Raw genomic sequence first — 26,345 nt, forward strand, 5'->3', positions numbered from 1 at the left:
ACTAGCCGGCCGCGGCGATCGCCATGCGGGAAATATGTCGCCGGATGTCATGGCTGTCGGCGTGGTGCCATGTAACACGGCGACATTTTTCCGAGCGCGATAAACGCAGGCGCCTTGCCTATAGTTCGTCCCGTCGCCGCGCGGCAGTGCGTGGCCCGAATCGAACCGAACCTGAAGGACCTGCGATGACATACCGCCTTGCACAAACCTCCCGCCTGCCGCGCCTACTCGGCCTCGCCGCGGGCACGCTGGCGATCCTGGCCAGCACCCCGGCCTTTGCCGCCTGGGGCGGCCACGGTACGGCCTATACGCCGCGTGGCGTCTACAACGGCGCGCATGTCGGCGCCTGCGGTGGCGGCAGCTGCTCGCATGCCGGCGGCGTGGTGGGCCCGCATGGCGGGCTGGCCACCAACACCGGCACCGTGACGCGCAACGCGCCCGGGCAGTTCTCGAATGCCGGCACCGCCACCGGGCCGAATGGCCGTTCGGTACAGCACGATGGCAGCACCAGTTGCGTCGGCGGCACCTGCTCGCACACCGGCGACCTGACCGGCCCCAACGGCCAGAGCGCCACCACGGCGGGCAGCGTGACGCGTGAAGGCGCCGGCCAGTATTCGTCATCAGGCACCGTCACTGGCGCAAATGGCAATACCGTCGGCCATGCGGCATCGACGAGTTGTGCGGGTGCGACCTGCTACCGCTCCGGCACGGTGACCGGCACGCAGGGCGGCACCGTCACCAATGCGGGCAGCGCAACCCAGGTCGCCCCTGGGGTCGTCACCACTGGCGGCGGTGCCACCGTGGTCCATGGCACTACGGTGGCCACCGTCGGCAGCGTGACGGCAGTCGGCGCAGCCGTGGCCGTCAGCACGCCGCCGGTGGTGGTGACGCCGCCGCCCCCGCCGCCTGCCGCGATCTACGTGCCGCCCCCGCCGCCGGCCACCGTCTACATCCCGCCGCCCGCCAAGGTGGTGGTTGCCCCGCCCGCGAAGGTCGTGCTGGTACCGCCGCCCCCGCCGCCAAAGGTCGTGGTCGCCGCCGCGCCGCTGCCGGCCGTGGTGGTGCGGGCCGCGCCGCTGCCGCGCACGGTTTATGTCGCCCCCCGCGCCGTCTACATCGCGCGCCCGGCCAGGGCGGCCGTGCTGGTGCCCGGACACTGGGCCGGTGCCGTCTGGGTCCCCGCCCACGTGGCCTGAGGGCCGTCAGGTTTTTTCCCCCGCGCCGGCAAGGCCGGCCATCCCACGGAGTCCATCATGAAGAAGATGATTGCAGTGCTTATCTTGTGTATTGTTTCAGCAGGTGCCTCGGCGCAAAGTGCCGGGATGCCGTCAGGCGGCGGCCCGCGCGTGGAACGTGCGTTGCAGCAATTGCAGACGCGCTTTGCCAGCGCCAATGCCACGCGCGACGGCAAGCTGACCCGCGAGCAGGCCGCGGCGGGCATGCCGATGGTTGCCAGCCACTTCGACCAGATCGATACGCAGCGTGCGGGTTACGTGACGTTGCCGCAGATCGAGGCGTTCATGACGCAGAAGATGATGTCGCGCTGAGGGCTGGGCCGGCCGGCGCCCCAGGCCGGCATCGCCGGAGACCCGCCATGGAACAGGTGAACAGGATTCTGGTGCTCGACGATGAGGCCGAGCTGCGCAACATGCTGCAGCGATTCCTGAGCGGGCACGGCTTCCGCGTGCGCGCGGTGGCCGACGGCAAGCAACTGGACAAGTATCTGCAGCGCGAACCGTATGATCTGCTGGTGCTGGACCTGATGATGGAGCCCGAAGACGGCCTCGCGATCTGCCGGCGCCTGCGCGCCGAGGGACACACCCTGCCCATCCTGATGCTGACCGCCAGGGGTGATCCGGTCGACCGCGTCGCGGGGCTGGAGACTGGTGCCGACGACTACCTGGCCAAGCCTTTCGTGCCGGACGAACTGGTGGCGCGCATCCGTGCGCTGCTGCGCCGCCAGAAGATGGCCGCGGGCGAACCGACCGTCATCATGCAGACGCTGCGCTTTGGCGACTTCACCTTCGATGTCGGCAAGCAGGCCCTGATGCGCGCGGGCGAGCCCGTCGAAGTCCACTCGGCGCAGATGCTTCTGCTGCACGCGCTGGGGTCGTCGCCGAACCGCGCCGTCAGCCGCGAGAACCTGCTGGCGCGCGCGCGCGGGCGTGACCATGATGCACTGGACCGCAGCATCGACGTGCAGATCCTGCGCCTGCGCCAGATCGTGGAAGCGGATCCGTCCAAGCCACGCTTTATCAAGACCGTGTGGGGCATCGGCTACATGCTGGTGGCCGGCGTCGAATCGTGATGCCGATTTGGTCCCGCTTGCTGCCCCGCTCGCTGCTTGCACGCAATATCGCACTGCTGGTGGCGCTGGTGGCCGTCACCCAGGCATGCTCGCTGAGCGTGCTGCTGCATTTCGTGCAGCGCCCGCGCATCGAGCGTGCCGCCATGGTTTTCTCTGACTATGTGAAGACGCTCGACGGCGTGCTTGCCGCCATGCCGGAAGAGGCTGGTGCCGCCGCGGCCCGGCGCCTCGGTGCGCAACGGCAAGACCCGGCCCGCGCAGCGCCCGCGCCGGCACCCGATGCGCTGCACCTGATGCGCACATGGCAGCGCGACGTCTTCCTGGAGGCCTTGCAACGCCGGCTGCCCGATACGCCGGTGCGATGGGAGACCGGCAACGGCGAGCGGCTGTGGATTCGCCTGCACGTGGCCGGCTCGCCGCACTGGATCGCCTTGCCGATGAGCGAGGACGCGCGCGCGGGCGGCATCGGCACCGCGCTGGCACTGTCCCTGGCGCTGGCACTGCTGGCGGCACTGACTGGCTACCTGATCCAGCTGCACCTGAACCGCCCGTTGCAGGACCTGGCGCAGGCGGCGCGCCAGATCTGCGCTGGTGCAACGCCACCGCCGCTACCCATCGACGGGCCCACCGAGATTGCCCAGGTCGGCAGTGCCTTCAACCAGATGACGCAGGCGCTGCAGCAGGCCGAGCAGACCCGGGCGCTGATGCTGGCCGGGGTCTCGCACGATATCCGCACGCCGCTGACCAAGCTGCGCCTGGCGATGGCAATGGCGATCCCGCGCGGCGCTGACGACGCCTTCGTTGCGTCGGCCGAAGGCTACCTGGACCATATCGAGACCATCCTGCAGCAGTTCATGGACTACGCCGGCAGCGGCGAGAAGGAGTTGCCGCAGCCCGGCGACCTCAATGCGCTGGTCGGACAGCTGGCGTCCGACTTCGCCGGCCTCGGCCACGAGTTCGAACTTGCACTCGGCGACCTGCCGCCGGTCCCGTACCGCCCGGTCAGCCTGATGCGGCTGCTGATGAACCTGATGCAGAACGCTGTCGTCTATGGCAAGTCCGGTTTCAGCGTGCGCACCTGGCGCGACGCCGCGTGTGCGTATGTGGCCGTGGGCGACCGCGGCACGGGCATTGCCGCGCAGGAACTAGAACAGCTCAAGGCCCCGTTCAGCCGCGGCGCCAACGCGCGCGGCCATGCCGGAGGCACCGGCCTGGGGCTGGCCATCGTCGAGCGCATTGCCCGGCTGCATGGCGGCTCGCTGCAGTTCCGCGCACGCGATGGCGGCGGACTGGAAGCGGTGGTGGCACTGCCACTGCATCGCGCAGAGCACGGCATCGCGCCGTGACATCGCGTGAAATAATTCCCGCATGGCATTGCCGCCGGGCATTGCCGATACTTCGGTCACTGCGCTGCCGCGCATGGCAACAACCAAGCGCGGCACGCAATGACAGGCTCCCCGATGGTTTGCGATCTTGCTGGTCGAACGATTGTCGGTGACAGTTTTCCCCGACGACCGACGGCACTCTTGTGTCAATGAAGGATCCGACATGCGCAACACCATCCAGACCATCGCCCGCCAGACCAGGCGCCTGGGCGTCGCCGCCCTTGCCACCACCGCCATGCTGAGCGCAGGCTGCGCCAGCGCCGGCGTGAGCGGCATCGACCAGAGTGGCCTGCTGCAGCCGGTGCACGCCGATGTCATCTACGTGCGCGCCTTCGACGCCAGCGCCGGGCAGGTGAAGCAGGACGGCGGCCTGGCGCGCAAGGTGAAGATGATGGTGGCGGGCGGTTCCCCGGCCAGCGCGACAGCCCGGACGGCGGCCGAAGCCCGCGAGCAGGTTGCCGATGTCATCGTGCGCGAGCTGCAGGCCAAGGGCCTGCATGCCGTGCGCTCGGACGCACCGGTGCCGGCCGGAGCCAATGCGCTGATCGTCGACGGAGACTTCAGCAAGATCGATGAAGGCACGGCCCGCCGCCGCCTGCTGATCGGGCTGGGTGCGGGCAAGAGCGAAGTCAGCGCGGCGGTGCGGATCACATACCAGCCGGCTAACGGCGTACCGGTGCCGCTGCAGCGCTTCGTGGCGGATGCCGACAGCGGCCATATGCCGGGCGTGGCGGAAACCGCCGGCGTCGGCGCCGCGGCAGGTCACCTGGCGATGGCTGCCGGCGCCGGGGCGGGGCTGCACGGCGTGTCCGAGGTCAAGCATGACTCCGTCTACGCCGATGCCACGCGCCTGGGCAACACCATCGCCGCCCAGGTGATCGCGGCCAGCACGGAAGAGGGGTGGCTGACGGCAGCTGCGGCGATCTGAAGCGCAGGTTCCCGGGTGCCGGCGCCAAGCAGCAAATGAGCTGGCCCTCGGGGGGGCATCGTAAGCGCATTGCCGTGGCGGCAACGCGTGCGATGGCTGCTTCAGGTTGCGCCGAGCCGGTCGCGCGTGCGCCTGGCCACGTTCTTCGCCCACGGGAATGCGGTCCAGTACTGCTGCATGAACTGCTCGATCTCGCCGCGCTGCCGCAGCGACAGGCCGATCATGTCCAGTCCCTCGATAAACATGCGGCGGTGCCGCGCCGATAGTTCAAAGGGGTGGTCCCCGGAGGGGGTGCGCACGCGCATGGCCTCGACGTCGATGCGGATGGTGTTGGCGCTGTCCGCATCCAACTCATTCATCAGCTGCTCGATCACCTCGCGCGGCAGCATCACCAGCAGCAGCCGGTTGTTCATCGCGTTCGAATAGAAGATCTCGCCGAAGCTCGGCGCAATCACGGCGCGGATGCCGAATTGCTGCAGGCCCCAGACGGCGTGCTCGCGGCTGGAGCCGCAGCCAAAGTTGGCGCCGCCCACCAGGATGGTGGTGCCGGCGTACTCCGCCCGGTTCAGCACGAAGTCAGGGCGCGGCGCGCCGCTGGCATCGAAGCGGTGGTCGTAGAGGATGCCCTCGGCCAGCCCGGCCTTGTCGATCCCGCGCAGGAACTGCTTGGGGATGATCTGGTCGGTATCGAGGTTCTCGAAGCGGATGGCGGCGCCTTTGCCGGCGATGCAGGTGTGTTCAGGCATGGGTGATCTCCAGCTTGCGGACGTCGGTGATGACGCCGGTGACGGCTGCCGCGGCCGCCATGGCCGGGCTCATCAGGTGGGTGATGGCGCCGCGACCCTGCCGGCCCTCGAAATTGCGGTTGGTGGTGGACGCGCAGCGCACGCCGTCGGCGAGCACGTCGTCGTTCATGGCCAGGCACATCGAGCAGCCCGGCTGGCGCCATTCGAAGCCGGCGGCCGTGAGGATTTCGGCCAGACCCTCGCGCTCGGCCTGGGCCTTGACCGCGCCCGACCCGGGTACCACCATGGCTCTGACCCCTGCAGCCACCTTGCGGCCACGCACCACGCTGGCAACCGCGCGCAGGTCCTCGATGCGGCCGTTGGTACACGAGCCGATGAAGACGTGCTGGATTGGTGTGCCGGCCAGCGCGGCGCCCGGCCGCAGGTGCGTGTACGCCAGCGCGCGCTCGACCGAGCGTTGCTCGGCCTCGTCGATCTGGTCTTCCGGGAACGGGATCTGTCCGGAGACCGGCAGCACCTGGTCCGGGCTGGTGCCCCAGGTGACATAGGGCTCGATCTCGCTCGCATCGAACACGAAGTCCATGTCGAACACGGCGTCGGCATCGCTTTGCAGCGTGGCCCAGTAGCTGAGCGCGGCGTCGCGCTGCGGGCCTTCGATATCCACCGTGCGGCGCAGCACATAATCGGTGGCCACCGCATCCGGCGCGATCAGCGCGCCGCGCGCCGCGGCTTCCACGGTCATGTTGCACAGCGTGAAGCGGGCTTCGATGCTCAGGTCGCGGATCGCCGAACCGCAGTACTCCACGACATAGCCGCGCGCGCCTTGCGCACCGATCGCGCCGATGATCCTGAGGATCAGGTCCTTGGCGGTGGTGCCGGCGGGCAGCTTGCCGTCCACGCGGATGCGCATGGTCCTGGCCATGCGGTAGACCAGCGTCTGGGTCGCCAGCACATGCTCGACCTCGGACGTGCCGATGCCGAAGCCGAGTGCGCCGAGCGCGCCGTAGGTGGTGGTATGGCTGTCACCGCAGATCACCACCATGCCCGGCCGGATCATGCCGTGCTCGGGCGCGATCACGTGCTCGATGCCCTGCAGCGTGTCGTTGGTGTCGAACAGCGGGATCGCGTGCCGCTCGCAGTTGCGGCGCAGGTTGGTGGCCTGCAGCGCCGAGGCCGGGTCCGCGATCACTCGGATCGTGGTGGGGTGCGTCGGGATGATATGGCTGACCACCGAGACGTTCTGGCCGGGCACCAGCACGCCGCGGTCCTGTTCATGCAGCCCGGCGAAGGCCTGCGGGCTGGTGTACTCGTTCATCAGGTGCAGGTCGCAGTACAACAGCACGTTGTCGTCGTCGATCCTGGCCACGGTATGGGAGTCGACCAGCTTCTGGTATAGCGTCTTGGGGGTCATGGGAACTGCCTTGTCTGTCGTTATTCCGCGGTGATGCCGCGCTGCCTGATCAGGTTGGCCCACACGGGCATCTCTTTTTCCAGGCGCTGGCGCGCTGCCTCGGGCGTGGTCGGGGTGGGCTCGAAGCCTTCCTTGAGCATGCGCTCACGGGTTGCCTGCGCGGCCAGCGCGGTGTTGAGGGCCGCATTCAGCTTGTCGATCACGGGCCTGGGCGTGCCCGCCGGGGCAAACACCATGAACCAGGTCTCGAAGGCGTAGCCGGGCAAGCCCGCCTCGGCCGCGGTCGGCACGTTCGGAAACTGCGGCGAGCGCCTGGTGCCGGTGACGGCGAGCGCCCTGAGCTTGCCGCCCTGGACATGCTGCTGCGCGGCCGAGACCACCGGGAAGCTCATGTCGACCTGGCCTGCAATGGTGTCGACCAGGGCCGGGCCGCCGCCGCGATACGGCACGTGGACGATGGAGACGTTGGCCACCGACTTGAACAGTTCGGCCGACATATGGAAGGTGCTGCCGTTGCCCGCGGACCCGTAGGTCAGCTTGCCCGGCGTGGCCCTGGCGGCCGCGATCAGTTCCTGCAGGTTCCTTGCGGGTACGTTGTTGTTGACCACCAGCACATGCTGCGAACTGGCGACCATGCCGATCGGGGCCAGGTCCTTCAGCGTGTCGTACGGCATGCGCGGGAACAGGCCCGGGTTGATCGCCAGGGACACCGTTTGCAGGCCGATGGTGTAGCCATCGGCGGCGGCCTTGGCCACCGCATCGACGCCGATATTGCCGCCGGCGCCGGCACGGTTCTCGACCACGATGGTGCCGCCCAGGCTCTTCGACCAGGCATCCGAGACCAGGCGCGCGGCGATATCGGCGCTGCCGCCCGGGGCGTACGGCACGATCAGGCGCACCGGGCGCTGGGGATAGGACTGCGCCGCGGCGGTGCCGATCGACGCGGCACATAGCAGCAGGGCGGTGAGCTGGACGGCTTTCATGGGTGTCTCCTGGTTTTTGAATCGTTATGCAAACCATCGTATCATTCACTCAGAAGAACATAATTCAAACTCAGTTACTTCTTTGTTTCCTGAAATTCATGAATGGATAAGCTCTCGGACGTCGCCTTCTTTGCGTGCATCAACAAGCACGGCAGCCTGGCGGGCGCCGCGCAGGAGCTTGGCGTGACGCCGCCCGCGGTCAGCAAGCGGCTGGCGGCCCTGGAGGCACGGTTGCGGGTCCGCTTGCTGCATCGGACCACGCGCCGCATCAGCCTGACGCCTGAAGGGGAAAGCTATCTGGTGGAAGGGGCGCGGATCCTCGCGGAGATGGAGGCGCTGGAGCGCGCGATCGCGGGCACGGGCAGCACGCCGCACGGCTTGCTGAAGATCGGCGCCACGCTGGGGTTCGGGCGCCGGCATATCGCGCCGGCGCTGTCCGGGTTTTCGCGCCGCTTCCCGAACATCGAGGTCCAGCTGTACCTGACCGACCGCCCTCTGAACCTGGTCGAGCAGGGCCTGGACGCCATGATCCATTTCGGCGAGATGCCGGACGTGCGGCTGACGGCGCGCCTGCTGGCCAACAATCGCCGCCTGCTCTGCGCCGCGCCGTCCTACCTGGACGCGGCGGGCGAGCCGTCAAGCCCGCGCGAGCTGGCGCGCCACAACTGCATCTTCATCCGCGAAGCCGACGAGACCTTTGGCACCTGGCACCTGCGCCATGGCGCGCAGCAGGAGACCATCAAGGTGCGCGGCACCATGAGCACCAATGATGGGGAATCGGCGCTGGCCTGGGCGCTCGATGGCCAGGGCCTGATCGTGCGCTCCGAGTGGGATGTCGCCGAGCATCTGCGCAGCGGCGCGCTGCGCCGGGTGCTGCCCCAATGGCAGTTCACGCCGGCGGATATCCACCTGGTGTTTCCGGCGCGCAACCATCGTCCGGACAAGGTGCGGGCGCTGGTGGACTTCCTGCTGGACCACTTTGCCAGCCACCGTGCCTCCGTGGCGGGCAGCGCGGACAGGTGCTGGTAGCCAGTTTGCCGCGGTATGGAGCCGCGCCCCCCGATATTGGGGGGCGATTCCCGCGCCGCTAGCGTCCATCATGGCCGTCAATACCAGAAGCCCGATGGAAACGCGTATGGAAACAGCCCCCACGCCCCAACCCGGACGCAAGCTGCGTCACACCCGCCAGATCGAATGCCGTGGCTATCTGCGCGACGATGGCCTGTACGAGATCGAGGCCGAAATGCGCGACATTTCCGCCGATGCCACGGAAATGCCCTTTGCCCGCGTGGCAGCCGGCGGTTCTATCCACCATATGCGCCTGTGCATGACGATCGACGCGGACCTGGTGATCCAGGACTTCGAGGCCCGCACCGAGACCGGGCCGACGCCGTTCTGCACGGAGATCAATGCCGCCTATCGCCAGTTGCGGGGCCTGCGCATCGGCGGCGGCTTCCGCCAGCAGGCCAGGACACGCCTGGGCGGGGCCAATGGCTGCACCCATCTGACGGAACTGCTGGGGCCCCTGGCGACTACCGCAATGCAGACTGTCATGTCGGTGCAGCGCGAGCAGTCACCGTGGCATGCCAAGCTGGCCGGCGACGCGCCGCTGTCCCGGCCATGGATACTGGACACCTGTCACGCCTACCGCATTGACGGCGCTGCCGCCAAGGTTATCTGGCCGGTGCATCGTCGCGTCAGCGACTAAGAGCGCCAGTCGCTGAGATTGACGCGGGTACACCAGCAGCAGGAAGCGGTCTGCATGCTGCGAACTGGCCTGGCGGCCTCCGGGCGCTACTGCACAAGCGGGCTGTCTGCGCCTTCCAGCTCGATGCCTTCGATGCGTGCGCGTCCGATCAGCAGGCTGGCGTATTGCTTCCAGGCGCGGTCGCGCGCGGCGCTGGCCAGGGCGCGGGCAATGTCGCCGCGCACTGCGTCGAAGGGCAGGCGCGTGCCGGGGCAGCGCTCCAGGATGCGCACGATATGCAGGCCAAAACGGGTTTCAAGCAAATGCGGCAGCACGCCGTCCTGTTGCGCGGCGAACAGCGCGCGCTCGAATTCCGGCGCGGTCTCACCGCGGAACACGCGGCCCAGCCGCCCGCCGTTGGCGCCGCTCGGGCAATTCGACAGGGCCCGGGCGTGCTCGGGGAAGGTCGACGGATCGCCCCGCACCAGTGCGAGCGTCTGCGCGGCGATCTCGCGCAGCGCGTCCAGCTGCACGCGCGGCGTGACCTGGAACAGAATATGGTCGGCCTCGACCCATTCGCCCTCGCGGAAGCCCTCCGGCCGGCTGTCGTAGTGGCGGCGGCAACTGGGTTCATCAGGATCGGGCGTGCCGGCTTCATGCGCCAGCAGCGCCTGCGCCAGCGCGTCGTCGTCCAGGCCATCGGCCGCCAGGCCGATGCGCTCGGCTTCGGCGCGCACCAACTGGCGCAGGATGGCCGAGATGGTGGCCAGCCGCGCCGGGTTGGCCGCGTCGTGATGGTGGTCCAGTTCGCGTTCGATATCGGCGTCGCGCAGCTCCACGCCGTTGACGATGACAGGCATGCTGTTCTCCTTGTCGGGTTGCGGCGCTCAGCGGCTGCGCACCAGTTGCCAGGCGCGGCCGAGGTAGCCGACCGAAGCGAAGCCGCTCCACACATGCACCAGCCGCGTGAACGGGAAGATCGCGAACAGCGTGATGCCCATGAACAGGTGTGCCTTGAACAGCAGCGGTGCGGCCGCGACATAGCTGGCGGCATCGCCGCGCAGCGTGACGATGTGCTGCGCCCAGGTCATCAGCTGCACCATCATGTGGCCGTCCATGTGGCTGGCCGATTCGAGTATGGTGGATAGCCCCAGCAGCAGCGTCACCAGCAGCCACAGCAGCAACACCTTGTCGCCGGTGCGGGTGACCGCCGACACGCGCGCGTTGGTCAGGCGGCGGTGCAGCAGGATCAGCAGCCCGGCCAGGCACATGGTGCCCATCACGCCGCCGGCGGCCATCGCCACGGCCTGCTTGAAGCTGTGCGAGATGCCCAGCGCATCCCATACCGCCACCGGCGTCAGCAGGCCGGCCAGGTGCCCGAAGAACAGGCCCAGGATGCCGACGTGGAACAGGATGTTGCCGGTGCGCAGGTTGCCGCGGTACAGCACCTGCGAGCTGTCGCTCTTCCAGGTGTACTGCTCGCGCTCGAAGCGCGCCAGGCTGCCGAACAGGAAGATGGCGGCGGCGATATACGGGTAGATGCCGAAGAGGAATTGGTGGATCGTTGCCATGGTGTGTTAACCCATTGTCTGGTGTTCGGTTTGCATTGCCATGGCTGGTCAGCAGGCAGCCGGCACTGGCGCCTTGGCACGCGGATCGCGCGGATAGAACGTCACCGCCTGCGGCCCCGTCTGCGGCGCGAGCAGCGGTTCCACGCCGTCGGCCCCGGGCCCGAAGGTCTCCAGTGCCTCGTCCATGTCGCGTACCGGCGGCTCCTGCTGCGGTTGCGGCTGCACATCGGTCAGCGTGCGCAGCACCGCGAACACGCCGGCGTACGGGCTTTGATTGCGCGCCAGGCGCTCGCCGATGGCGGCCAGCACGTGGATTGCCTCGCCCAGCAACTGCTCGGCGCGTGCTTCCTTGCCGTCGGCCACCAGCGCGCCGAGGAACTCCAGGAACAGCGGCACGTAGTCGGGCAGCTCGGACGGCACCGGCTCAAAGCCTTCGCGCCGGTACTCGTCGATCAGGTCGACCATGGCCTGGCCGCGGTCGCGGCTTTCACCGTGCACATGCTCGAACAGGTGCAGCGAGTGCGCCGGGTTGCGGTCGAAGGTGGCAACGTAGTTCTCCTGCAGCGCGATCAGCGCTTCGCCGCGCAGCAGGCCGGTGACGGGCGCGAGCAGCTCGCGCGCCTGCGGCCATTCGGCCAGCGCGGCGCCGATCTCGGGCAGGGCGTCCAGCAGATCCTGCTCGGGATAGCCAAGCAGGGCGCTGAGGATGGGATAGAGGGGCATGGTCTTCTCCGGACGGTTCGTGGATGCGGGCTCAGCTCAGCACGGCTTTCTTGCGCGACCTGGGCATGTCGACAAAGTGCACGCTGCCCTGGGGCTTCTTGCCGAACAGCGCGCCCTCCGAGGTGCCGCCCGAGCAGCCGTTGCCGAAAGTGAAGCCGCAGCTGGCCTTGTCGTTGAAGCTGTCCTCGACCATTTCCTTGTGCGAGGACGGAATCACGAAACGGTCCTCGTAGTTGGCGATGGCCATGGTCCGGTACATGTCCTCGACCTGTTCCGGCGTCAGCCCCACCTGCTGCAGCACGCCCAGGTCCTGCACGCCGTCCACCACCTGCGAGCGCTTGTACGCGCGCATCGCCAGCATGCGGTCCAGCGCCGACAGCACCGGCACCACGTCGCCCGCGGTCAGCAGGTTGGCCAGGTACCTGACCGGGATGCGCAGGCTCTTCACGTCGGGGATCACGCCATTCAGGCCCATGTGGCCAGCCTCGGCCGCCGACTGGATCGGCGACAGCGGCGGGATGTACCAGACCATCGGCAGGGTGCGGTACTCCGGGTGCAGCGGGAAGGCGACCTTCCACTCGCACGCCATCTTGTAGACCGGCGACTTGCGCGCGGCGTCGAGCCAGCCTTGCGGAATGCCCTGGCGCAGCGCCTCGGCCTGCACCGCGGGATCGTGCGGGTCCAGGAAAACATCGAGCTGCGACTGGTACAGGTCACGTTCATCGGCCACCGCGGCGGCCTGCCCGATGCGGTCCGCGTCGTACAGCATCACACCCAGGTAGCGGATGCGGCCGACGCAGGTCTCGGCGCAGACCGTGGGCTGGCCGGCCTCGATGCGCGGATAGCAGAACAGGCATTTCTCGGCCTTGCCGCTCTGCCAGTTGAAATAGATCTTCTTGTACGGGCAGCCCGAGATGCACATGCGCCAGCCGCGGCACTTGTCCTGGTCGACCAGCACGATGCCGTCGTCCTCGCGCTTGTAGATCGAGCCCGACGGGCACGAGGCCACGCAGGCCGGGTTCAGGCAGTGCTCGCACAGCCGCGGCAGGTACATCATGAAGGTGTTCTCGAAGGTCGAGTACATCTCCTTCTGCACGTCGTCGAAGAGCTTGTCGCGCCCGCGCGAGCTGAACTCGCCGCCGAGGTCGTCTTCCCAGTTCGGGCCCCATTCGATCTTCTCCATCTTGCGGCCGGTCAGCACGGACACGGGGCGCGCGGTGGGCGGGGTCTGGACCAGCGGCGCTTTCTGCAGGTGCTCGTAGTCGTAGGTGAAGGGCTCGTAGTACTCGTCGATGGCCGGCAGGTTGGGGTTGGCGAACAGGTTCGCCAGGATCTTCAGCTTGCCGCCCTGGCGCGGTTCCAGGCTGCCGTCGGCATTGCGCTTCCAGCCGCCCTGCCACTTGTCCTGGTTCTCCCATTCCTTGGGGTAGCCGATGCCGGGCTTGGTCTCGACGTTGTTGAACCAGGCATACTCGACGCCGTCGCGGCTGGTCCAGACGTTCTTGCAGGTCACGGAGCAGGTATGGCAGCCGATGCACTTGTCGAGGTTCAGCACCATGGCCACCTGGGCACGGATCTTCATTGCGTTGCTCCTTCTTCTTTCATCGGCCCTTCCAGCCAGTCGACCTTCTTCATCTTGCGCAGGATCACGAACTCGTCGCGGTTGCTGCCCACGGTGCCGTAGTAGTTGAAGCCCCAGGCCAGCTGCGCATAGCCGCCGATCATGTGGGTGGGCTTGGTCACGGCGCGGGTGACCGAGTTATGGATGCCGCCGCGCATGCCGCTGGTCTCGGCGCCGGGCACGTTCACGATCTTTTCCTGGGCGTGGTACATCAGGCACATGCCCTTGGGCACGCGCTGCGACACCACCACGCGGGCGGTCAGCGTGCCGTTGACGTTGAACACCTCGACCCAGTCGTTGTCGCGGATGCCGTTGGCCCTGGCTTCCGTTTCAGAGATCCACACGTGCGGGCCGCCGCGCGACAGCGTCAGCATGCGCAGGTTGTCCGAATAGGTGGAGTGGATGCCCCACTTCTGGTGCGGCGTGATCCAGTTGAGCACCAGCTCCGGGTTACCGTTGGGCTTCTTGCCCAGCATCGGCGCCACGGTCTTGGTGTCGATGGCGGGCTTGTACACGCACGCGCCTTCGCCGAAGTCCAGCATCCAGCGGTGGTCCTGCCAGAACTGCTGGCGCCCGGTCAGCGTGCGCCAGGGGATCAGTTCATGCACATTGGTGTAGCCGGCGTTGTAGCTGACCTCTTCCGATTCCAGCCCCGACCAGGTCGGCGCGGAGATGATCTTGCGCGGCTGCGCCTGCACGTCGCGGAAGCGGATCTTGTCGTGCTCGCGGCCTTCGGCCAGGTGGGCGTGGTCGCGGCCGGTGATCTTCGACAGCGCTTCCCAGGCCTTGACGGCGACGTGGCCGTTGGTCTCGGGCGCGAAGGTCAGGATCATCTCGGCGGCATCGATCGCGGTTTCCAGCTTCGGCCGGCCCTGGCTCACGCCGGGTTCCTGCACGGTATGGCTGAGCTGGCCGATTTCCTTCACTTCATGCTGGGTGTTCCAGCTAATGCCTTTGCCACCATTCCCGAGCTTGTCCAGCAGCGGCCCGATCGAGGTGAACTTCTTGTAGATGTCTGCGTAGTTGCGCTCCACCACCGTCATCGACGGCGCGGTCTTGCCGGGGATCAGGTCGCATTCACCGGCCTTCCAGTCCTTGGGCTCGAACGGCTGGCCCAGCTCGCCCGGGGTGTCGTGCAGCAGAGGCGTGCACACCAGGTCCTTGCGCGTGCCGAGGTAGGGGCCGGCAATCTCGCTGAACTTCTTCGCGATGGCCTTGTAGATCTCCCAGTCGGTCTTGCTTTCCCACAGCGGCTGCACGGCTTCGGACAGCGGGTGGATGAACGGGTGCATGTCGGACGTGTTGAGGTCGTCCTTCTCGTACCAGGTCGCCGTGGGCAGCACGATGTCGCCGTACAGGCAGGTGGTGCTCATGCGGAAGTCCAGCACGGTCAGCAGGTCCAGCTTGCCTTCGGCGGCCGGGCGCACGTTGACCTCGCCCGGTGTGATCGCATCGTTCTCGTCGCCGAACACGGCATTCTGCGTGCCCAGCAGGTACTTCAGGAAGTACTCATGCCCCTTGCCCGAGCTGCCCAGGATATTGGAGCGCCACACGAACATATTGCGCGGGAAGTTGGCCGGGTTGTCGGGGTCGTCGCAGGCGAACTGCAGCTTGCCGGACTTGAGTCGGTCGACGGTGTAGGCCACCGGGTCCTGCCCGTTGCGCTCGGCGGCATCGACCACATCGAGCGGATTGGCACCAAGCTGCGGGGCCGACGGCAGCCAGCCCATGCGTTCGGCGCGCGCGTTCAGGTCCAGCAGCGACAGGCCGTCATAGCGCTTGCGGTCTGCGGTCGGCGAGAGGATCTCGTCGACGCCCAGCTTCTCGTGGCGCCACTGGCTGGTGTGGTTGTAGAAGAACGAAGTGCCGTTCATCTGGCGCGGCGGGCGCGACCAGTCCAGGCCGAATGCCAGCGGGGCCCAGCCGAACTGCGGGCGCAGCTTCTCCTGGCCGACATAGTGGGCCCAGCCGCCGCCGCTCTTGCCGATGCAGCCGCACATCATCAGCAGGTTGATGATGCCGCGGTAGATCATGTCGTTGTGGTACCAGTGGTTCAGCGCGGCGCCGACGATGACCATGCTCTTGCCTTGCGTGCGGTCGGCGTTGTCGGCGAACTCGCGCGCCACCTGGGTCACCAGTCGCGCCGGCACGGAGGTGTGCTTCTCCTGCCAGGCGGGGGTGTAGGGCACGTCGTCTTCAAACGACGCGGCCACGTTGGGGCCGCCCAGGCCCTGGTCGACACCATAGTTGGCCATCTGCAGGTCATACACGGTGGCGACCAGCGCGGTGCTGCCGTCGGCCAGCGTGATGCGGCGCGCGGGAACGCGGCGGCGCAGCAACTCGTCATGTTCGCCGCCGAAGTAGGGGAAGCCCACTTCCACCACTTCGTCATGCTGGCTGACCAGCGACAGGCGCGGGTCGACCGTGCGCCCGCTGCCGCCGTCCTTCATTTCCAGGTTCCAGCGGCCCACCTTCTCGCCGCCGTTGTGTGCGGCTTCACCCCAGCGAAAGCCGATCGAGCCGTTGGGCGCGACGATCCCGCCGCTGGCGTCGTCGATCAGCAGGGTTTTCCACTCGGGATGGTTGGCTTCGCCGAGGTTGTCGGCCAGGTGCGACGCGCGCAGGAAGTGGTCGGGCACCAACGTGCCCTGGTTCTCCCGCAGCAGCACCAGCATCGGCATGTCCGTGTACTGCTTCACGTAGTCGCGGAAGTATGCGGACTTGCCGCTGGCGTGGAATTCCCTGAGCACCACGTGGCCCATGGCCATCGCCAGCGCGGCATCGGTGCCTTGCTTGGGCGCCAGCCAGATATCGCCGAACTTGACCATCTCGCCGAAGTCGGACGAGACCGCCACGGTCTTGGTGCCCTTGTAGCGGACTTCGGTGTAGAAGTGCGCGTCTGGCGTGCGCGTCTGCGGCACGTTGGAGCCCCACACCATCAGGTAGGTGGCGTTGTACCAGTCGGCGGATTCGGGCACGTCGGTCTGCTCGCCCCACACTTGCGGGCTGGCCGGCGGCAGGTCGCAGTACCAGTCGTAGAACGACAGGCAGGCGCCGCCCAGCAGGCTCAGGTAGCGCGCACCGGCCGCGTACGACACCATCGACATGGCCGGGATCGGCGAGAAGCCGATCACGCGGTCCGGGCCGAACTTCTTCACCGTGAAGGCATTGGCCGCGGCAATCATCTCCGTGGCGGTGTTCCAGTCGGCGCGGACAAAGCCGCCCTGGCCGCGCACGCTCTTGTAGCGCGCGGCCTTGACCGGGTCCTGGCTGATCGATTCCCAGGCGGCGACGGGGTCCATGGTCTTGCGGGCTGCGCGCCACATCTCCATCAGGCGGCCGCGGATCATGGGGTACTTGACGCGCTGGGCCGAGTAGACGTACCAGCTGTACGAGGCGCCGCGCGGGCAGCCGCGCGGTTCATGGTTGGGCAGGTCCGGGCGCGTGCGCGGATAGTCGGTCTGCTGGGTCTCCCACGTGATCAGGCCGTTCTTCACGTAGACCTTCCAGGAGCAGGAGCCGGTGCAGTTCACGCCATGGGTGGAGCGCACGACCTTGTCGTGCTGCCAGCGGCTGCGGTAGCCGTCTTCCCACTTGCGGTCTTCGTTCACCACCGCGCCATGGCCGTCCGCATAGGTGGACTTGACGCGCGACATGAACTTCAGTCGATCCAGGAAATGACTCATTGCTTTGTTCTCCGCGGGTGCTTTGCTGCGGGGGCTCCAGTGGGTTCCGGGAGCTTTGCAGGGACACCCTCAGCTTATGGGGGAGGCGGGCGGCGGCCAATTCGCTGGTGGAACTGCCGCCGCGTGGCGATCGGGCTAGGCGCCGGGCGCGGGACTAGTTCGGAAGAACTAGCCCGGCCGGCAGGGTGGCGGGGTCAGCAGGGCATGGGTGCGTTGCGGCGCGCGTAGTACCACCATGTCACCAGTACGCAGCTGACGTAGAAGACGATAAAGCAGTACAGCGCGGCGTCGGCGGTGCCGGTCAGCTCCAGCGAGGTGCCGAAGCTCTTGGGGATGAAGAAGCCGCCGTAGGCGCCGATCGCGCCGGAAAAGCCAAGCACAGCGGCGGATTCCTTGCCGGCTTCCTGCAGAGCCTGCTTTTGTGCGGCGTCACCCTTGCCCGCGGCGGCGCGCTGGCGCTCGGTCAGGAAGATCACCGGGATCATGCGGAAGGTGGAGCCGTTGCCGATGCCGGTCAGGGCGAACAGCGCGACAAACGCTGCCAGGAAGTACATGAAATTGGCGCCGGCGCCGTCATGCGGCAGCGCTGCCAGCACCGCGAACACCGCCGCGATCATGCCGGCGAAGGTCCACAGCGTGACGCGCGCGCCGCCGAGCTTGTCGGAGATCCAGCCGCCCACGGGGCGCGTCAGCGCGCCCACCAGCGGCCCCAGGAAGGCATAGGCGGTGGGGTTCACGCCGGGGAACTGCGACTTGGTCAGCAACGCCAGCCCGGCCGAGAAGCCGATGAACGAGCCGAAGGTGCCCACGTACAGCCAGCACATCAGCCAGTTGTGCTTGCGCTTGAAGATCACCGCCTGGTCGGCGAACGATGCCTTGGCGTCAGCGATGTCATGCATGCCGAACCATGCGGCCAGCGCCGAGACGATGATGAACGGCACCCAGACAAAGCCCGCGTTCTGCAGCCACAGGTCCTGCGTGGCGCCGTTGGCCTGGTATTGCTGCGGCTCGCCGCCGAGCGCGCCGAAGATGGCCACCGACACCACCAGCGGCGTGACGAACTGCACCACCGACACGCCCAGGTTGCCGATGCCCGCATTCAGGCCCGTCGCCAGCCCCTTCTTCGCCTTGGGGAAGAAGAAGCTGATATTGGCCATCGATGAACTGAAGTTGGCCCCGCCCAGCCCGCACAGCAGCGCCAGCACCAGCAGCGTGGGGTAGCCGGTGGAGGGGTCGCGCAGCGCCATGCCCATGCCCAGCGCCGGGATCAGCAGCAGCGCCGTGGAGATCGCGGTGAAGCGGCGCCCGCCGAACACCGGCACCAGGAAAGAGTAGAAGATGCGCAGCGTGGCGCCGGACAGCGCCGGCAGCGCCGTCAGCCAGAACAACTGGTTCTTGGTGAACTGGAAGCCGGCGCGGTCCAGGTTGACCGCGACCACGCTCCACAGCATCCAGACCACGAAGGCCAGCATCAGCGCCGGGATCGAGATCCACAGGTTGCGGTAGGCGATGCGTTCGCCCTGGGTCTGCCAGAAGGCCTTGTTCTCGGGCTCCCAGCGAGTGAGTACGGAAGAGGACATGATGGTGTGCCTTGGTTGCTTGCTTGATGGAGGACGTCAGGGGTCTTGTCAGGCGGCTTGCGTGAGGCCGACGGCTTGTTCCTTGCGCTGGCGTTCGGCGCGCTGGCTGTAGTGCATCCACACCAGGCTCACGCACACGGTGCCGTACATCAGCATGAAGCAGCTGCTGCGCACGCCGGTCAGGTCGGCCAGCACGCCGAACAGGATCGGCAGCACGAAGCCGCCCAGCCCGCCGGCCAGGCCCACCACGCCCGAGACCGCGCCGATGTTGTGCGTGAAATCGTTGGCGATGAACTTGAACACCGAGGCCTTGCCGATGGCGAAGGCGATGCCCACCACGAACAGCAGGAGCGTGAACACCGCGGGCGTCAGCGCGATGCGGAAGGCCTGCGGGCCGCTGGTGGTCTGGATGATGAAATCCGTCTGCGGATAGCTCAGCAGGAAGAAGCCGACCCAGCTCACCCACATCACCCACCAGGTGGTGCGGTGCGCGCCGTAGCGGTCGGAGATCCAGCCGCCGATGGCGCGCAGCACGCCGCCGGGCAACGAGAAGCAGGCGGCCAGGAAGGCCGCGGTCTTGATATCGAAGCCGTATTCGCCGATGTAGTACTTGGTCATCCACAGCGACAGGCCGACATAGCCGCCGAACACCACCGAGTAGTACTGCGAGTAGCGCCACACGCGCGGATCGCGCATCACCGCAAGCTGCTCGCGCCAGCCGACGCTGGACTTGACCAGGTGCGCCGGGTTGCTGCGCGAGAACACCCAGAACAGGAGGGCGGTGACGAGCATCGCTGCCGAGTAGACGCGCGGCACCACGGTCCAGGTGCCGGCGGCCAGGATCAGCGCCGGCGCGACGAACTTGGTCAGCGCCGCGCCGGAGTTGCCGGCGCCGAAAATGCCCATCGCCAGGCCCTGGCGCGAGCGCGGGAACCAGCGCGCCACATACGGCGTGCCAACCGAGAACGAGCCGCCGGCCAGGCCGACGAACAAGCCCAGCACCAGCAACTGCCACAGCGTGTGCGCATACGAGATCAGCCAGATCGGGATCACGGTGGCCAGCATCAGCACGAAGAAGACGATGCGCCCGCCGTAGCGGTCGGTCCAGATGCCCAGCGGCACGCGGATCAGCGCGCCGCTGAGCACGGGCGTGGCCGCCAGCAGGCCGAATTCCGTATCGTTGAGGCCGAGTTCCTGCTTGAGCGGGATGCCCAGGACCGCGAACAGCATCCAGACGGCAAAGCAGATGGTGAAGGCGAACGTGCTGGACGCCAGCGTCATTGCGGCGCCGGGCGCGATGGGCTCCGGCGCGCGTGGGTGGGTGGCCATGGCCAAGCTCCTGTGTCAACGTTGGCGGGGGTGATGCCAGAGTAGGGGTGGCCACTTGCGCTGCCTATTCGCCGGCCGCACAGCGCGCGCCGGTGCGCGGCCTGCCTTTGGAGCTAGTTCCACCGGCGGAGGTCGCCGGCGCTGCCGCGGTGCTATCGTGCAGTCAGCGTGCATCGCATCCGTTCGCGCACTTGCGGCAAACCGTGCGCCGGATCAAGACGCCGGCGCACGCCGCACCCACCGATTCCCGCTTCCAGCCATGGACACCATCCCCATTCTTCCCACGCGGCGCTCGCCACCCCCGGGCAAGACCCCAGCGATTCCGCCGCGCGGTTTTGCCTTGTTTGCGCTGGGTTTCCGGCCGTTCTACCTGGGCGGGGCGGTGTTCGCCGCGCTGGCGGTCGCGGCGTGGTCGGCGATGCTGGCGGGTGTGAACGCGGTCGGCCCGGCGCCGGTGATGCCGGCGCTGTTCTGGCATGCGCACGAGATGGTGTTCGGCTTTGCCGCGGCCATCGTGGTGGGCTTCCTGTTCACCGCCGGGCGGGCCTGGACCGGCCAGCCGACGCCGACCGGCGCCGCGTTGGCAGCGTTGTTCCTGCTGTGGCTGGCCGGGCGCGTGGGCATGTGGGTGGCGCCGGGCACGGCGGCCTTCGTGATCGAAGGCGCCTTCATGCCGCTGGCGGCGCTGGCCTTCACGCGCACGCTGGCCCGCGCCGGTAATCGCCGCAACTACCCGCTGGCCCTGGCGCTGTGGCTGCTGGCCGCGGCCGATCTCGCCAGCCTGTGGCAGCAGGCGCGCGGCCACGACGCCGGTGCGATGCTGGCCTGCCGCGCGGGCGTGGCGCTGGTCACGCTGTTCGTGGTGGTGATCGGCGGCCGCGTCATCCCGATGTTCACCACCAACGCGATTCCCGGGTTCCGCCTGCGCCAATACCGGCAGGTAGACCGCACGGTGGTGCCGGCCGCGGTGCTGGGGCTGGCCTCCGGGCTGGCACCCATGCCGGGCTGGCTGGCGGCGGCACTGTCATTGCTGGCCGCCGCGGTGCTGGCTGTGCGCGTGGCAGGCTGGCGCAGCCATGCGGTGGGCAACCGGCCGATCCTGTGGGTGCTGCACCTGGCCTATGCGTGGCTGCCCGTGGCGCTGCTGCTGCAGGCGCTGGGTGCATTGGGGCTGGTGATGGCCGGGCTGGCGACGCATGCGTTCACGGTGGGCGTGCTCGGCGTGGCGATCATCGCCATGATCACGCGCACCGCGCTGGGCCACACCGGCCGCATGCTGGTGGCCGGGCGAGCGGAGACCGCGGCGTACTGGCTGGTGGCCGCGGCGGCGGTGCTGCGGGTGTTCGGCCCGATGCTCTGGCCGGCCGGCTATCTGCACTGGGTGTGGGGAGCCGGGGCGTGCTGGGTGGCCGGGTTCGGCCTCTATGCGCTGACGTATGCGCCGCGGTTGGTGCGTCCGCGGGTGGACGGCAAGCCGGGCTGAGCCCGGGTGGGCAATAGTGCAACAGCTCGTCGCACTATTGCCCGGCCTGGGCTAAGCCGGCGGTTGCGCCGCCGGGGCGGCATGGCGCCGGTAGTCGCCCGGCGTCATGCCGGTCCAGCGGCGGAAGGCACGGAAGAACGAGTTGGCATCGTCAAAGCCGAGCCGGAACGCGATCTCTCCGAGCGGCATCGCGCCTTCGGTCAGGTAGTGGCCAGCCAGCTCGCGCCGCGCATCTTCGCACAGCGCACGGAAGCTGGTGCCCGCCGCCATCAGCCGGCGTTGCAGCGTGCGCTCGCTGATGTCCAGGTGCTGCGCTACCGCTGCCAGGCTCAGTGCGCGGTCGCCGGCCAGCTGCTGCAAGGCGGTCCGCACATCGTCGAGCGAGGCGGCCGCTGGCCGCATGTCGCGGTGGGCTGGGGGCGCCGCGGGACTGGTGCGGTCGCGCGCCACCAGCCGCAGCGCCAGGTCGCGGCGGCCGAACACGATAGCGTCTTCCTGCTCGCCGAAGCGCACCGGGCAGTCGAAGGCCTCGGTGTAGCGCAGGTGCCAGGCGGGCTGGCGGATGCGCAGCGACACCCGCAGCGGATGCAGCGGCTTGCGCGTGAAGCGGCGCCCGAAGGCCAGCAGCGAGCACAGCTCCATGTCGATGCGGGGGCGGGTGTCGGGCGCTTCGGGGTCGCTCGGGCGGATGCAGACCCAGGCTTCCTCGCCCTGGCGGCGCAGCTCGACGCGGTCGCCGGCCAGCAGCTTCTGGTAGCGCGCGATGCGCCGCAGCGCTGTGCCCAGCGATGGGCCGGCCATGGCGGGCAGGCCCGCCAGGCCGAGCAGATCCGGCTGTATTCGGCTGCCCAGCCAGAGGCCGATGGCCGGGTCGCCGGTGGCGTGATAGACGGCCAGCAGCAGGTGGATGGCCTGTTGCGGGTCGGCCGCGTGCGCGGCTGGTTGGAGGTCGCAGGGATCGGAGTTGGTCTCGGATTCCGGGGCAGGCGCGAGCGCCGACACATCGTAACCGCCTTCACGCAGCGCGTGCAGCAGGTCACGAGGCAACGGCCCGGCCTGGACAGGCTCTTGTTGTGGCATCGTCGTTTTCCGGCTCGCAAATTGGCGCAGTGCGCCAGTGCAGCCCCCGGTACCAATGAGATTACGCGGTGACGATGGCCCCTTCAAGGGCGCGCGGCAGCCAGATGTGTGCGCCAGGCAGCGCAACGGCGGGCTGGCGCTGGTCGGCCCGCCGGCAGGGCCGTGCCGTGGCTGGCCTGCGGGGCCGATGCAAGCCGTTGCCTAAAATTTGGGCGGTCCGGTGCGGTGGCGCACAGACAGGGCTTTCGGGGAGGGCAGGGGGAGGATATCCACAGATTCTGTGGATATCACGTCGGAGTTTTCAACATGGGTTTGTGCGGCTGCCGCGGGGCTTCGGATGCGGGTATGCTGGGCAGGTTTGGCAGCATGGCGAGTCCTGTTCGCCCCCGTCGGCGCTTGCGGTGGCCGGGGTGGCCGCGCCGTCATCAGATGGCATCCGTGCAGGAATTGCCGCCATCTTGCCGCCAACACTTTGCCGTTGGCCCCAACCGCACCGCTATCGCGACTCTACCTGCCTGCCGCCATGCGCCATGACCGGTCGTCCGCAGTCCTGCCTCGCCCTGCCGTGTTGCCGATGCTTGCCGCCGCCGCGGCGCTGTCGGGCTGCGTGGCGCAATACCGGGTACCTGCGGGTGCCCCGGCCGCCAGTGTCCGGCTGCTGACCAGCACGGACGAGAACACCTCGTTCACCGTTGTCGATCCGGCCAGGTGCCCGGTGCCGGCGCGGCCGCTGGTGCTGGCCGGGATGGGCAAGCAGCTGTCTGCCATGGGAAGGGAGCGCAGCCTGGACATGGCCGGGCGCTCGCCCGAGCCGCCCGCGCGTACGCGCGAGCGCCTGGTCGAGGCCGGCCGGCGGATCTACGTGGCGGTGACCTCGACCGCGGCGCCGCCGCTGCCAGAGCTGCGCTGTGCCGCGGGCGTGTCGTTCGTGCCGGTTGCCGGCGGCCAGTATGAGATCCGCTACCAGCGCGACGAGACCGCGAGCCAGTGCTCAGCGCAGGTGTTGCGCATGCAGCCGCTCGCCGACGGCGGCGCACACCTGACGGCGGAGCCGACGCAGCAGGGCTTCAGGGCACTGCGCAAGGATTATGTCTGCCAGGCATCGTGATGCCCGTCCGTGCCCCCGGGCAGCGGACGGGATCGATTGAAGCGGGCGTTTCAGGCGGACGTTTGCTTGCTGTCGCCGCCCGCTGACAACCGGTTGGCAGGGCCGGCTTACTGCTCGATCAGGAAACGCTCCGGACGCTTGCCCAGCCAGGCCGGCGCGCGGCCGCGGCCAGACCAGGTCTTGCCGGTCTTGGGGTCCATGTACTTCGGCGGCAGCGCGGCGGCAGCCTTCTTTACGCCGCTGCCGGCAGGGCGACCGCGCTTGCGCCGGGGCTGGATGTCTTCCGCGGTCAGGCCATATTCGGTCATCAGTTCGCGGATTTTATCGATCACGCCGGCAACTTCCGTCGCCCGTACTTCATTCAGCTTGGCTTCCAGCGCTTCCTTCTCAGCCAGGAGTTGCTTGTATGTCGCCATTTATATCCCCTTTCTGCAAATAGGCCGCTGCATGGTACTAGAAGTCGCGGTTTTGGGTTACCTAAAAAATTTTACAAAAAATAACGGAGATTGCACGGACTGATTGTCTGGTGGTGTCAATTGACAGTTCCACAGCGCACCATGCGCTCCGTATTGGCAGCACCAATGTCCGTTTTTGCCATCATTTAAGGACAATGGAAATACGCGCAAGCGGCTGCCATAGCGTCTAGACTGTTTGTCTGCGCGCCGCGCAGTGCCCTGCAATGACTACCGGAGCCCCCTATGAAGCAGCAGATCTTTGTCAATTTGCCTGTCCGTGACCTGCAGAAGTCGATTGCGTTCTTTACCCAACTGGGCTTTTCCTTCAATCCGCAATTTACCGACGACACCGCCACCTGCATGATCGTTGGCGAGAACATTTTCGTGATGTTGCTGACCGAGGCCAAGTTCCGCAGCTTCTCGCCCAATGAAATCTGCGATGCGCGCAAAGCCACCGAGGTGCTGGTTTGCCTGTCGATGGAAACCCGTGCGCGCGTGGATGAAATGGTGAATGCCGCGGTCGCGGCGGGCGGCAATATCTACAAGCCGCCAATGGATCTGGGATTCATGTACGGGCATGGTTTCCAGGACCTGGATGGCCATGTCTGGGAACTGGTGTACATGGATATGGCCGCGATGCAGGCCGGGCAATGAAGGCGATTTCGCGAGACGCCATTCACGATCCGCGGGACAGTTGCGCGAGCCTGGTGCAAGCCTGACGCAAGCCTTGCGCAAGCCCAAAAAAAACAGCCCGGGAAAGCAGGAAGCCCGGGCTTGAAATCCACCTGGATCACGGTGGAGGAGACATCTGGTTGTCAGCGTCCCGGGCTTTGCGGCCGGGACGCGTCAGCAATTTCCGAAAAGGTCAGATCGCCCAACCCCCGGCGTAGAAGGCAGCCAGCACCGCCGCGATGGCCACGGTGCCGACATTGAGCTTGCGCCATTCGCCGGCCACCACGCGGCCGACCACCAGGGTGCAGAAGCCCAGCATGATGCCGGTCACGATATTGCAGGTCAGCACGATGAAGACGGCGCAGACCAGGCCGGCCAGCGCGTCGACCAGGTCGTCCATATGCAGGCGGCTCACGCTCGACAGCATCAGTAGGCCCACGTACATCAGCGCCGGCGCGGTCGCGTAGGAAGGCACCAGCCCGGCCAGCGGCGAGAAGAACATCACCGCCACGAACAGCAGGCCCACCACCACGGCGGTCAGGCCGGTCTTGGCGCCGGCGGCTACGCCGACGGTCGACTCGATATAGGCCGCGGCCGGGGCGCCGCCGAACATCGCCGAGAAGATCGAGCTGACCGAGTCCGCGGTCAGTGCGCGCCCGCCGTTGCGGATATGGCCGGCGGCATTGAGCTGCCCGGCCTGGCCGGCGACGGCGCGGATGGTGCCGGTGGCGTCGAACACCGCGGTCATCACCAGTGCCAGCACGCTCGGCAGCACCGTGGCCGACAGCGCGCCGCGCACGTCCATGGCGCCGATCAGCGATTGATGGCCGGGGGCGCTCAGCGACGGCAGCGCGAACACGCCGGTGAACTTCACCGCCGGATCAAAGGCCAGCCCGAGTGCGGAGATGGCGATGATCACCAGCAGGATGCCGCCCGGCACCTTGCGGCGCTCCATGCCGAAGATGGCGGCCAGGCCCAGCACCGACATCACCACCGGGAACGAGGTGATCTTGCCCAGCGACACCGGCAGGCCGGCGCCGGCGTTCTTGACCACCAGGCCGACTTCATTCGAGGCGATCAGCAGCAGGAACAGGCCGATGCCGATACCGGTGCCGTGCGCCACGCCGGCCGGCAGGTTGCGCAGGATCCAGGAGCGCACGCCGGTGACCGAGATCGCGGTGAAGATCACGCCCATCAGGAACACGGCGCCGAGCGCGACCGCCGGCGACAGGCCCTGCCCCAGCACCAGGCCGAAGGCCATGAACGCGGTCAGCGAGATGGCGCAGCCGATGGCGATCGGCAGCTTGGCCCACAGGCCCATCAGCAGGGAACCGAAGGCGGTGGTCAGGCACACCGCGACAAAGACCGCGCTGGTGTCGAAGCCGGCCTTGCCCAGCATGCCCGGTACGACAAAGACGGCATAGACCATTGCCATGAAGGTGGTGACCCCGGCCACGACTTCCTGGCGCTGGGTGCTGCCGCGCGCGGTGATCTCGAAGAACGCGTCGAGCCGGCCCCTGACTTCGGGGACCTGGGGGCGCGCGGCATCGGCTTCCGCCGCGGACGACGGATAGGGTTGTTCGATCATG

The 26,345-nt window shown here is 67.8% G+C and carries 23 protein-coding genes; 10 read left to right on the top strand and 13 right to left on the bottom strand.

Going from position 1 to position 26,345, the window contains the following annotated elements:
* Window positions 1-185 precede the first annotated feature (185 nt).
* From ACZ5MJ_RS27345 to ACZ5MJ_RS27365, 5 genes are all read left to right on the top strand, one after another.
* Window positions 186-1,196: a hypothetical protein gene (locus ACZ5MJ_RS27345; RefSeq protein WP_464224058.1), complete on the top strand. Its 1,011-nt coding sequence runs from the start codon at window positions 186-188 to the stop codon at window positions 1,194-1,196.
* 57 nt (window positions 1,197-1,253) lie between these two features.
* On the top strand, window positions 1,254-1,547 hold the full coding sequence (locus ACZ5MJ_RS27350) for an EF-hand domain-containing protein (RefSeq protein ID WP_464224059.1): 294 nt from the start codon (window positions 1,254-1,256) through the stop codon (window positions 1,545-1,547).
* Window positions 1,548-1,594: 47 nt separating this feature from the next.
* The gene (locus ACZ5MJ_RS27355) at window positions 1,595-2,308 is read left to right on the top strand and encodes a response regulator (RefSeq protein WP_464224060.1); all 714 of its coding nucleotides are present in this window, start codon (window positions 1,595-1,597) and stop codon (window positions 2,306-2,308) included.
* Window positions 2,308-3,654: an ATP-binding protein gene (locus ACZ5MJ_RS27360; protein ID WP_464224061.1), complete on the top strand. Its 1,347-nt coding sequence runs from the start codon at window positions 2,308-2,310 to the stop codon at window positions 3,652-3,654. The genes ACZ5MJ_RS27355 and ACZ5MJ_RS27360 overlap by 1 nt, the downstream gene beginning before the upstream one ends.
* Before the next feature lie 202 nt (window positions 3,655-3,856).
* Window positions 3,857-4,621, top strand: coding sequence for a DUF4410 domain-containing protein (locus tag ACZ5MJ_RS27365; protein ID WP_464224062.1), 765 nt, complete (start codon window positions 3,857-3,859; stop codon window positions 4,619-4,621).
* Between the two features lie 101 nt (window positions 4,622-4,722).
* On the opposite strand, the gene leuD is transcribed toward ACZ5MJ_RS27365, so the two are convergent.
* Genes leuD through ACZ5MJ_RS27380 form a run of 3 tightly spaced genes read right to left on the bottom strand, consistent with a single transcriptional unit; the run spans window position 4,723 to window position 7,761 of the window.
* A complete protein-coding gene (gene leuD / locus ACZ5MJ_RS27370; RefSeq protein WP_464224063.1) occupies window positions 4,723-5,367 on the bottom strand; it encodes a 3-isopropylmalate dehydratase small subunit in 645 nt (214 codons plus the stop codon).
* Window positions 5,360-6,778 (bottom strand): 3-isopropylmalate dehydratase large subunit, encoded by a 1,419-nt coding sequence (gene leuC, locus ACZ5MJ_RS27375; RefSeq protein ID WP_464224064.1) that lies wholly within the window; start codon window positions 6,776-6,778, stop codon window positions 5,360-5,362. The genes leuD and leuC overlap by 8 nt, the downstream gene beginning before the upstream one ends.
* Window positions 6,779-6,798: 20 nt before the next feature.
* Complete coding sequence (locus ACZ5MJ_RS27380) at window positions 6,799-7,761, bottom strand: tripartite tricarboxylate transporter substrate binding protein (protein WP_464224065.1); 963 nt, start codon at window positions 7,759-7,761, stop codon at window positions 6,799-6,801.
* Window positions 7,762-7,863: 102 nt separating this feature from the next.
* Here ACZ5MJ_RS27380 and ACZ5MJ_RS27385 point away from each other — a divergent pair, with 102 nt between their 5' ends.
* Both ACZ5MJ_RS27385 and ACZ5MJ_RS27390 read left to right on the top strand, forming a co-directional pair.
* Window positions 7,864-8,790 (top strand): LysR family transcriptional regulator, encoded by a 927-nt coding sequence (locus tag ACZ5MJ_RS27385; protein WP_464224067.1) that lies wholly within the window; start codon window positions 7,864-7,866, stop codon window positions 8,788-8,790.
* A 106-nt stretch (window positions 8,791-8,896) separates the two neighbouring features.
* On the top strand, window positions 8,897-9,469 hold the full coding sequence (locus tag ACZ5MJ_RS27390) for a DUF2889 domain-containing protein (protein ID WP_464224068.1): 573 nt from the start codon (window positions 8,897-8,899) through the stop codon (window positions 9,467-9,469).
* A gap of 86 nt (window positions 9,470-9,555) precedes the next feature.
* On the opposite strand, the gene ACZ5MJ_RS27395 is transcribed toward ACZ5MJ_RS27390, so the two are convergent.
* The 7 genes from ACZ5MJ_RS27395 to ACZ5MJ_RS27425 form a co-directional block, all read right to left on the bottom strand.
* Window positions 9,556-10,308, bottom strand: coding sequence for a peptidylprolyl isomerase (locus tag ACZ5MJ_RS27395; protein WP_464224069.1), 753 nt, complete (start codon window positions 10,306-10,308; stop codon window positions 9,556-9,558).
* Between the two features lie 27 nt (window positions 10,309-10,335).
* Window positions 10,336-11,019, bottom strand: coding sequence for a respiratory nitrate reductase subunit gamma (gene narI / locus ACZ5MJ_RS27400; protein WP_464224070.1), 684 nt, complete (start codon window positions 11,017-11,019; stop codon window positions 10,336-10,338).
* Between the two features lie 48 nt (window positions 11,020-11,067).
* Window positions 11,068-11,742: a nitrate reductase molybdenum cofactor assembly chaperone gene (gene narJ, locus ACZ5MJ_RS27405; RefSeq protein WP_464224071.1), complete on the bottom strand. Its 675-nt coding sequence runs from the start codon at window positions 11,740-11,742 to the stop codon at window positions 11,068-11,070.
* Between the two features lie 31 nt (window positions 11,743-11,773).
* Window positions 11,774-13,324 carry a nitrate reductase subunit beta gene (gene narH / locus ACZ5MJ_RS27410; RefSeq protein ID WP_464224072.1) on the bottom strand — a complete coding sequence of 517 codons (1,551 nt, stop codon included), beginning with the start codon at window positions 13,322-13,324 and terminating at the stop codon, window positions 11,774-11,776.
* Window positions 13,321-17,049, bottom strand: a complete 3,729-nt coding sequence (locus ACZ5MJ_RS27415) for a nitrate reductase subunit alpha (protein WP_464224073.1) — start codon at window positions 17,047-17,049, stop codon at window positions 13,321-13,323. Before ACZ5MJ_RS27415 ends, narH begins: the two co-directional genes overlap by 4 nt.
* A gap of 194 nt (window positions 17,050-17,243) precedes the next feature.
* Entirely contained in the window at window positions 17,244-18,629 is a 1,386-nt protein-coding gene (locus ACZ5MJ_RS27420) for a NarK family nitrate/nitrite MFS transporter (RefSeq protein WP_464224074.1), read from the bottom strand.
* 48 nt (window positions 18,630-18,677) lie between these two features.
* Window positions 18,678-19,958, bottom strand: a complete 1,281-nt coding sequence (locus tag ACZ5MJ_RS27425) for an MFS transporter (protein WP_464224076.1) — start codon at window positions 19,956-19,958, stop codon at window positions 18,678-18,680.
* Window positions 19,959-20,217: 259 nt separating this feature from the next.
* Here ACZ5MJ_RS27425 and ACZ5MJ_RS27430 point away from each other — a divergent pair, with 259 nt between their 5' ends.
* Window positions 20,218-21,441 (top strand): NnrS family protein, encoded by a 1,224-nt coding sequence (locus tag ACZ5MJ_RS27430; protein WP_464224077.1) that lies wholly within the window; start codon window positions 20,218-20,220, stop codon window positions 21,439-21,441.
* Window positions 21,442-21,492: 51 nt separating this feature from the next.
* On the opposite strand, the gene ACZ5MJ_RS27435 is transcribed toward ACZ5MJ_RS27430, so the two are convergent.
* Window positions 21,493-22,521: an AraC family transcriptional regulator gene (locus ACZ5MJ_RS27435; RefSeq protein ID WP_464224078.1), complete on the bottom strand. Its 1,029-nt coding sequence runs from the start codon at window positions 22,519-22,521 to the stop codon at window positions 21,493-21,495.
* Between the two features lie 574 nt (window positions 22,522-23,095).
* Here ACZ5MJ_RS27435 and ACZ5MJ_RS27440 point away from each other — a divergent pair.
* Window positions 23,096-23,629, top strand: a complete 534-nt coding sequence (locus tag ACZ5MJ_RS27440) for a hypothetical protein (RefSeq protein WP_464224079.1) — start codon at window positions 23,096-23,098, stop codon at window positions 23,627-23,629.
* Between the two features lie 107 nt (window positions 23,630-23,736).
* Here ACZ5MJ_RS27440 and ACZ5MJ_RS27445 read toward each other — a convergent pair whose 3' ends face one another.
* On the bottom strand, window positions 23,737-24,045 hold the full coding sequence (locus ACZ5MJ_RS27445; RefSeq protein ID WP_464224080.1) for an H-NS histone family protein: 309 nt from the start codon (window positions 24,043-24,045) through the stop codon (window positions 23,737-23,739).
* A gap of 282 nt (window positions 24,046-24,327) precedes the next feature.
* On the opposite strand from ACZ5MJ_RS27445, the gene ACZ5MJ_RS27450 reads away from it, so the two are divergent.
* The gene (locus ACZ5MJ_RS27450; RefSeq protein ID WP_464224081.1) at window positions 24,328-24,738 is read left to right on the top strand and encodes a VOC family protein; all 411 of its coding nucleotides are present in this window, start codon (window positions 24,328-24,330) and stop codon (window positions 24,736-24,738) included.
* A 211-nt stretch (window positions 24,739-24,949) separates the two neighbouring features.
* On the opposite strand, the gene ACZ5MJ_RS27455 is transcribed toward ACZ5MJ_RS27450, so the two are convergent.
* Window positions 24,950-26,344 carry an NCS2 family permease gene (locus tag ACZ5MJ_RS27455; RefSeq protein WP_464224082.1) on the bottom strand — a complete coding sequence of 465 codons (1,395 nt, stop codon included), beginning with the start codon at window positions 26,342-26,344 and terminating at the stop codon, window positions 24,950-24,952.
* Window position 26,345 lies beyond the last annotated feature (1 nt).

It is taken from the genome of Cupriavidus sp. LA-1, assembly GCF_055385985.1.

What these genes read in the sequence shown, in the direction of transcription:
- ACZ5MJ_RS27435 (WP_464224078.1), bottom strand. Translation starts at nt 22,521, where the DNA reads ATGCCACAACAAGAGCCTGTCCAGGCCGGGCCGTTGCCTCGTGACCTG.
- ACZ5MJ_RS27445 (WP_464224080.1), bottom strand. Translation starts at nt 24,045, where the DNA reads ATGGCGACATACAAGCAACTCCTGGCTGAGAAGGAAGCGCTGGAAGCC.
- narJ (WP_464224071.1), bottom strand. Translation starts at nt 11,742, where the DNA reads ATGCCCCTCTATCCCATCCTCAGCGCCCTGCTTGGCTATCCCGAGCAG.
- ACZ5MJ_RS27345 (WP_464224058.1), top strand. Translation starts at nt 186, where the DNA reads ATGACATACCGCCTTGCACAAACCTCCCGCCTGCCGCGCCTACTCGGC.
- ACZ5MJ_RS27440 (WP_464224079.1), top strand. Translation starts at nt 23,096, where the DNA reads ATGCTTGCCGCCGCCGCGGCGCTGTCGGGCTGCGTGGCGCAATACCGG.
- ACZ5MJ_RS27385 (WP_464224067.1), top strand. Translation starts at nt 7,864, where the DNA reads ATGGATAAGCTCTCGGACGTCGCCTTCTTTGCGTGCATCAACAAGCAC.
- ACZ5MJ_RS27380 (WP_464224065.1), bottom strand. Translation starts at nt 7,761, where the DNA reads ATGAAAGCCGTCCAGCTCACCGCCCTGCTGCTATGTGCCGCGTCGATC.
- ACZ5MJ_RS27390 (WP_464224068.1), top strand. Translation starts at nt 8,897, where the DNA reads ATGGAAACAGCCCCCACGCCCCAACCCGGACGCAAGCTGCGTCACACC.
- ACZ5MJ_RS27420 (WP_464224074.1), bottom strand. Translation starts at nt 18,629, where the DNA reads ATGTCCTCTTCCGTACTCACTCGCTGGGAGCCCGAGAACAAGGCCTTC.
- ACZ5MJ_RS27365 (WP_464224062.1), top strand. Translation starts at nt 3,857, where the DNA reads ATGCGCAACACCATCCAGACCATCGCCCGCCAGACCAGGCGCCTGGGC.
- ACZ5MJ_RS27455 (WP_464224082.1), bottom strand. Translation starts at nt 26,344, where the DNA reads ATGATCGAACAACCCTATCCGTCGTCCGCGGCGGAAGCCGATGCCGCG.
- ACZ5MJ_RS27350 (WP_464224059.1), top strand. Translation starts at nt 1,254, where the DNA reads ATGAAGAAGATGATTGCAGTGCTTATCTTGTGTATTGTTTCAGCAGGT.
- ACZ5MJ_RS27430 (WP_464224077.1), top strand. Translation starts at nt 20,218, where the DNA reads ATGGACACCATCCCCATTCTTCCCACGCGGCGCTCGCCACCCCCGGGC.
- ACZ5MJ_RS27425 (WP_464224076.1), bottom strand. Translation starts at nt 19,958, where the DNA reads ATGGCCACCCACCCACGCGCGCCGGAGCCCATCGCGCCCGGCGCCGCA.
- ACZ5MJ_RS27395 (WP_464224069.1), bottom strand. Translation starts at nt 10,308, where the DNA reads ATGCCTGTCATCGTCAACGGCGTGGAGCTGCGCGACGCCGATATCGAA.
- ACZ5MJ_RS27415 (WP_464224073.1), bottom strand. Translation starts at nt 17,049, where the DNA reads ATGAGTCATTTCCTGGATCGACTGAAGTTCATGTCGCGCGTCAAGTCC.
- ACZ5MJ_RS27360 (WP_464224061.1), top strand. Translation starts at nt 2,308, where the DNA reads ATGCCGATTTGGTCCCGCTTGCTGCCCCGCTCGCTGCTTGCACGCAAT.
- narI (WP_464224070.1), bottom strand. Translation starts at nt 11,019, where the DNA reads ATGGCAACGATCCACCAATTCCTCTTCGGCATCTACCCGTATATCGCC.
- narH (WP_464224072.1), bottom strand. Translation starts at nt 13,324, where the DNA reads ATGAAGATCCGTGCCCAGGTGGCCATGGTGCTGAACCTCGACAAGTGC.
- leuD (WP_464224063.1), bottom strand. Translation starts at nt 5,367, where the DNA reads ATGCCTGAACACACCTGCATCGCCGGCAAAGGCGCCGCCATCCGCTTC.
- ACZ5MJ_RS27450 (WP_464224081.1), top strand. Translation starts at nt 24,328, where the DNA reads ATGAAGCAGCAGATCTTTGTCAATTTGCCTGTCCGTGACCTGCAGAAG.
- ACZ5MJ_RS27355 (WP_464224060.1), top strand. Translation starts at nt 1,595, where the DNA reads ATGGAACAGGTGAACAGGATTCTGGTGCTCGACGATGAGGCCGAGCTG.
- leuC (WP_464224064.1), bottom strand. Translation starts at nt 6,778, where the DNA reads ATGACCCCCAAGACGCTATACCAGAAGCTGGTCGACTCCCATACCGTG.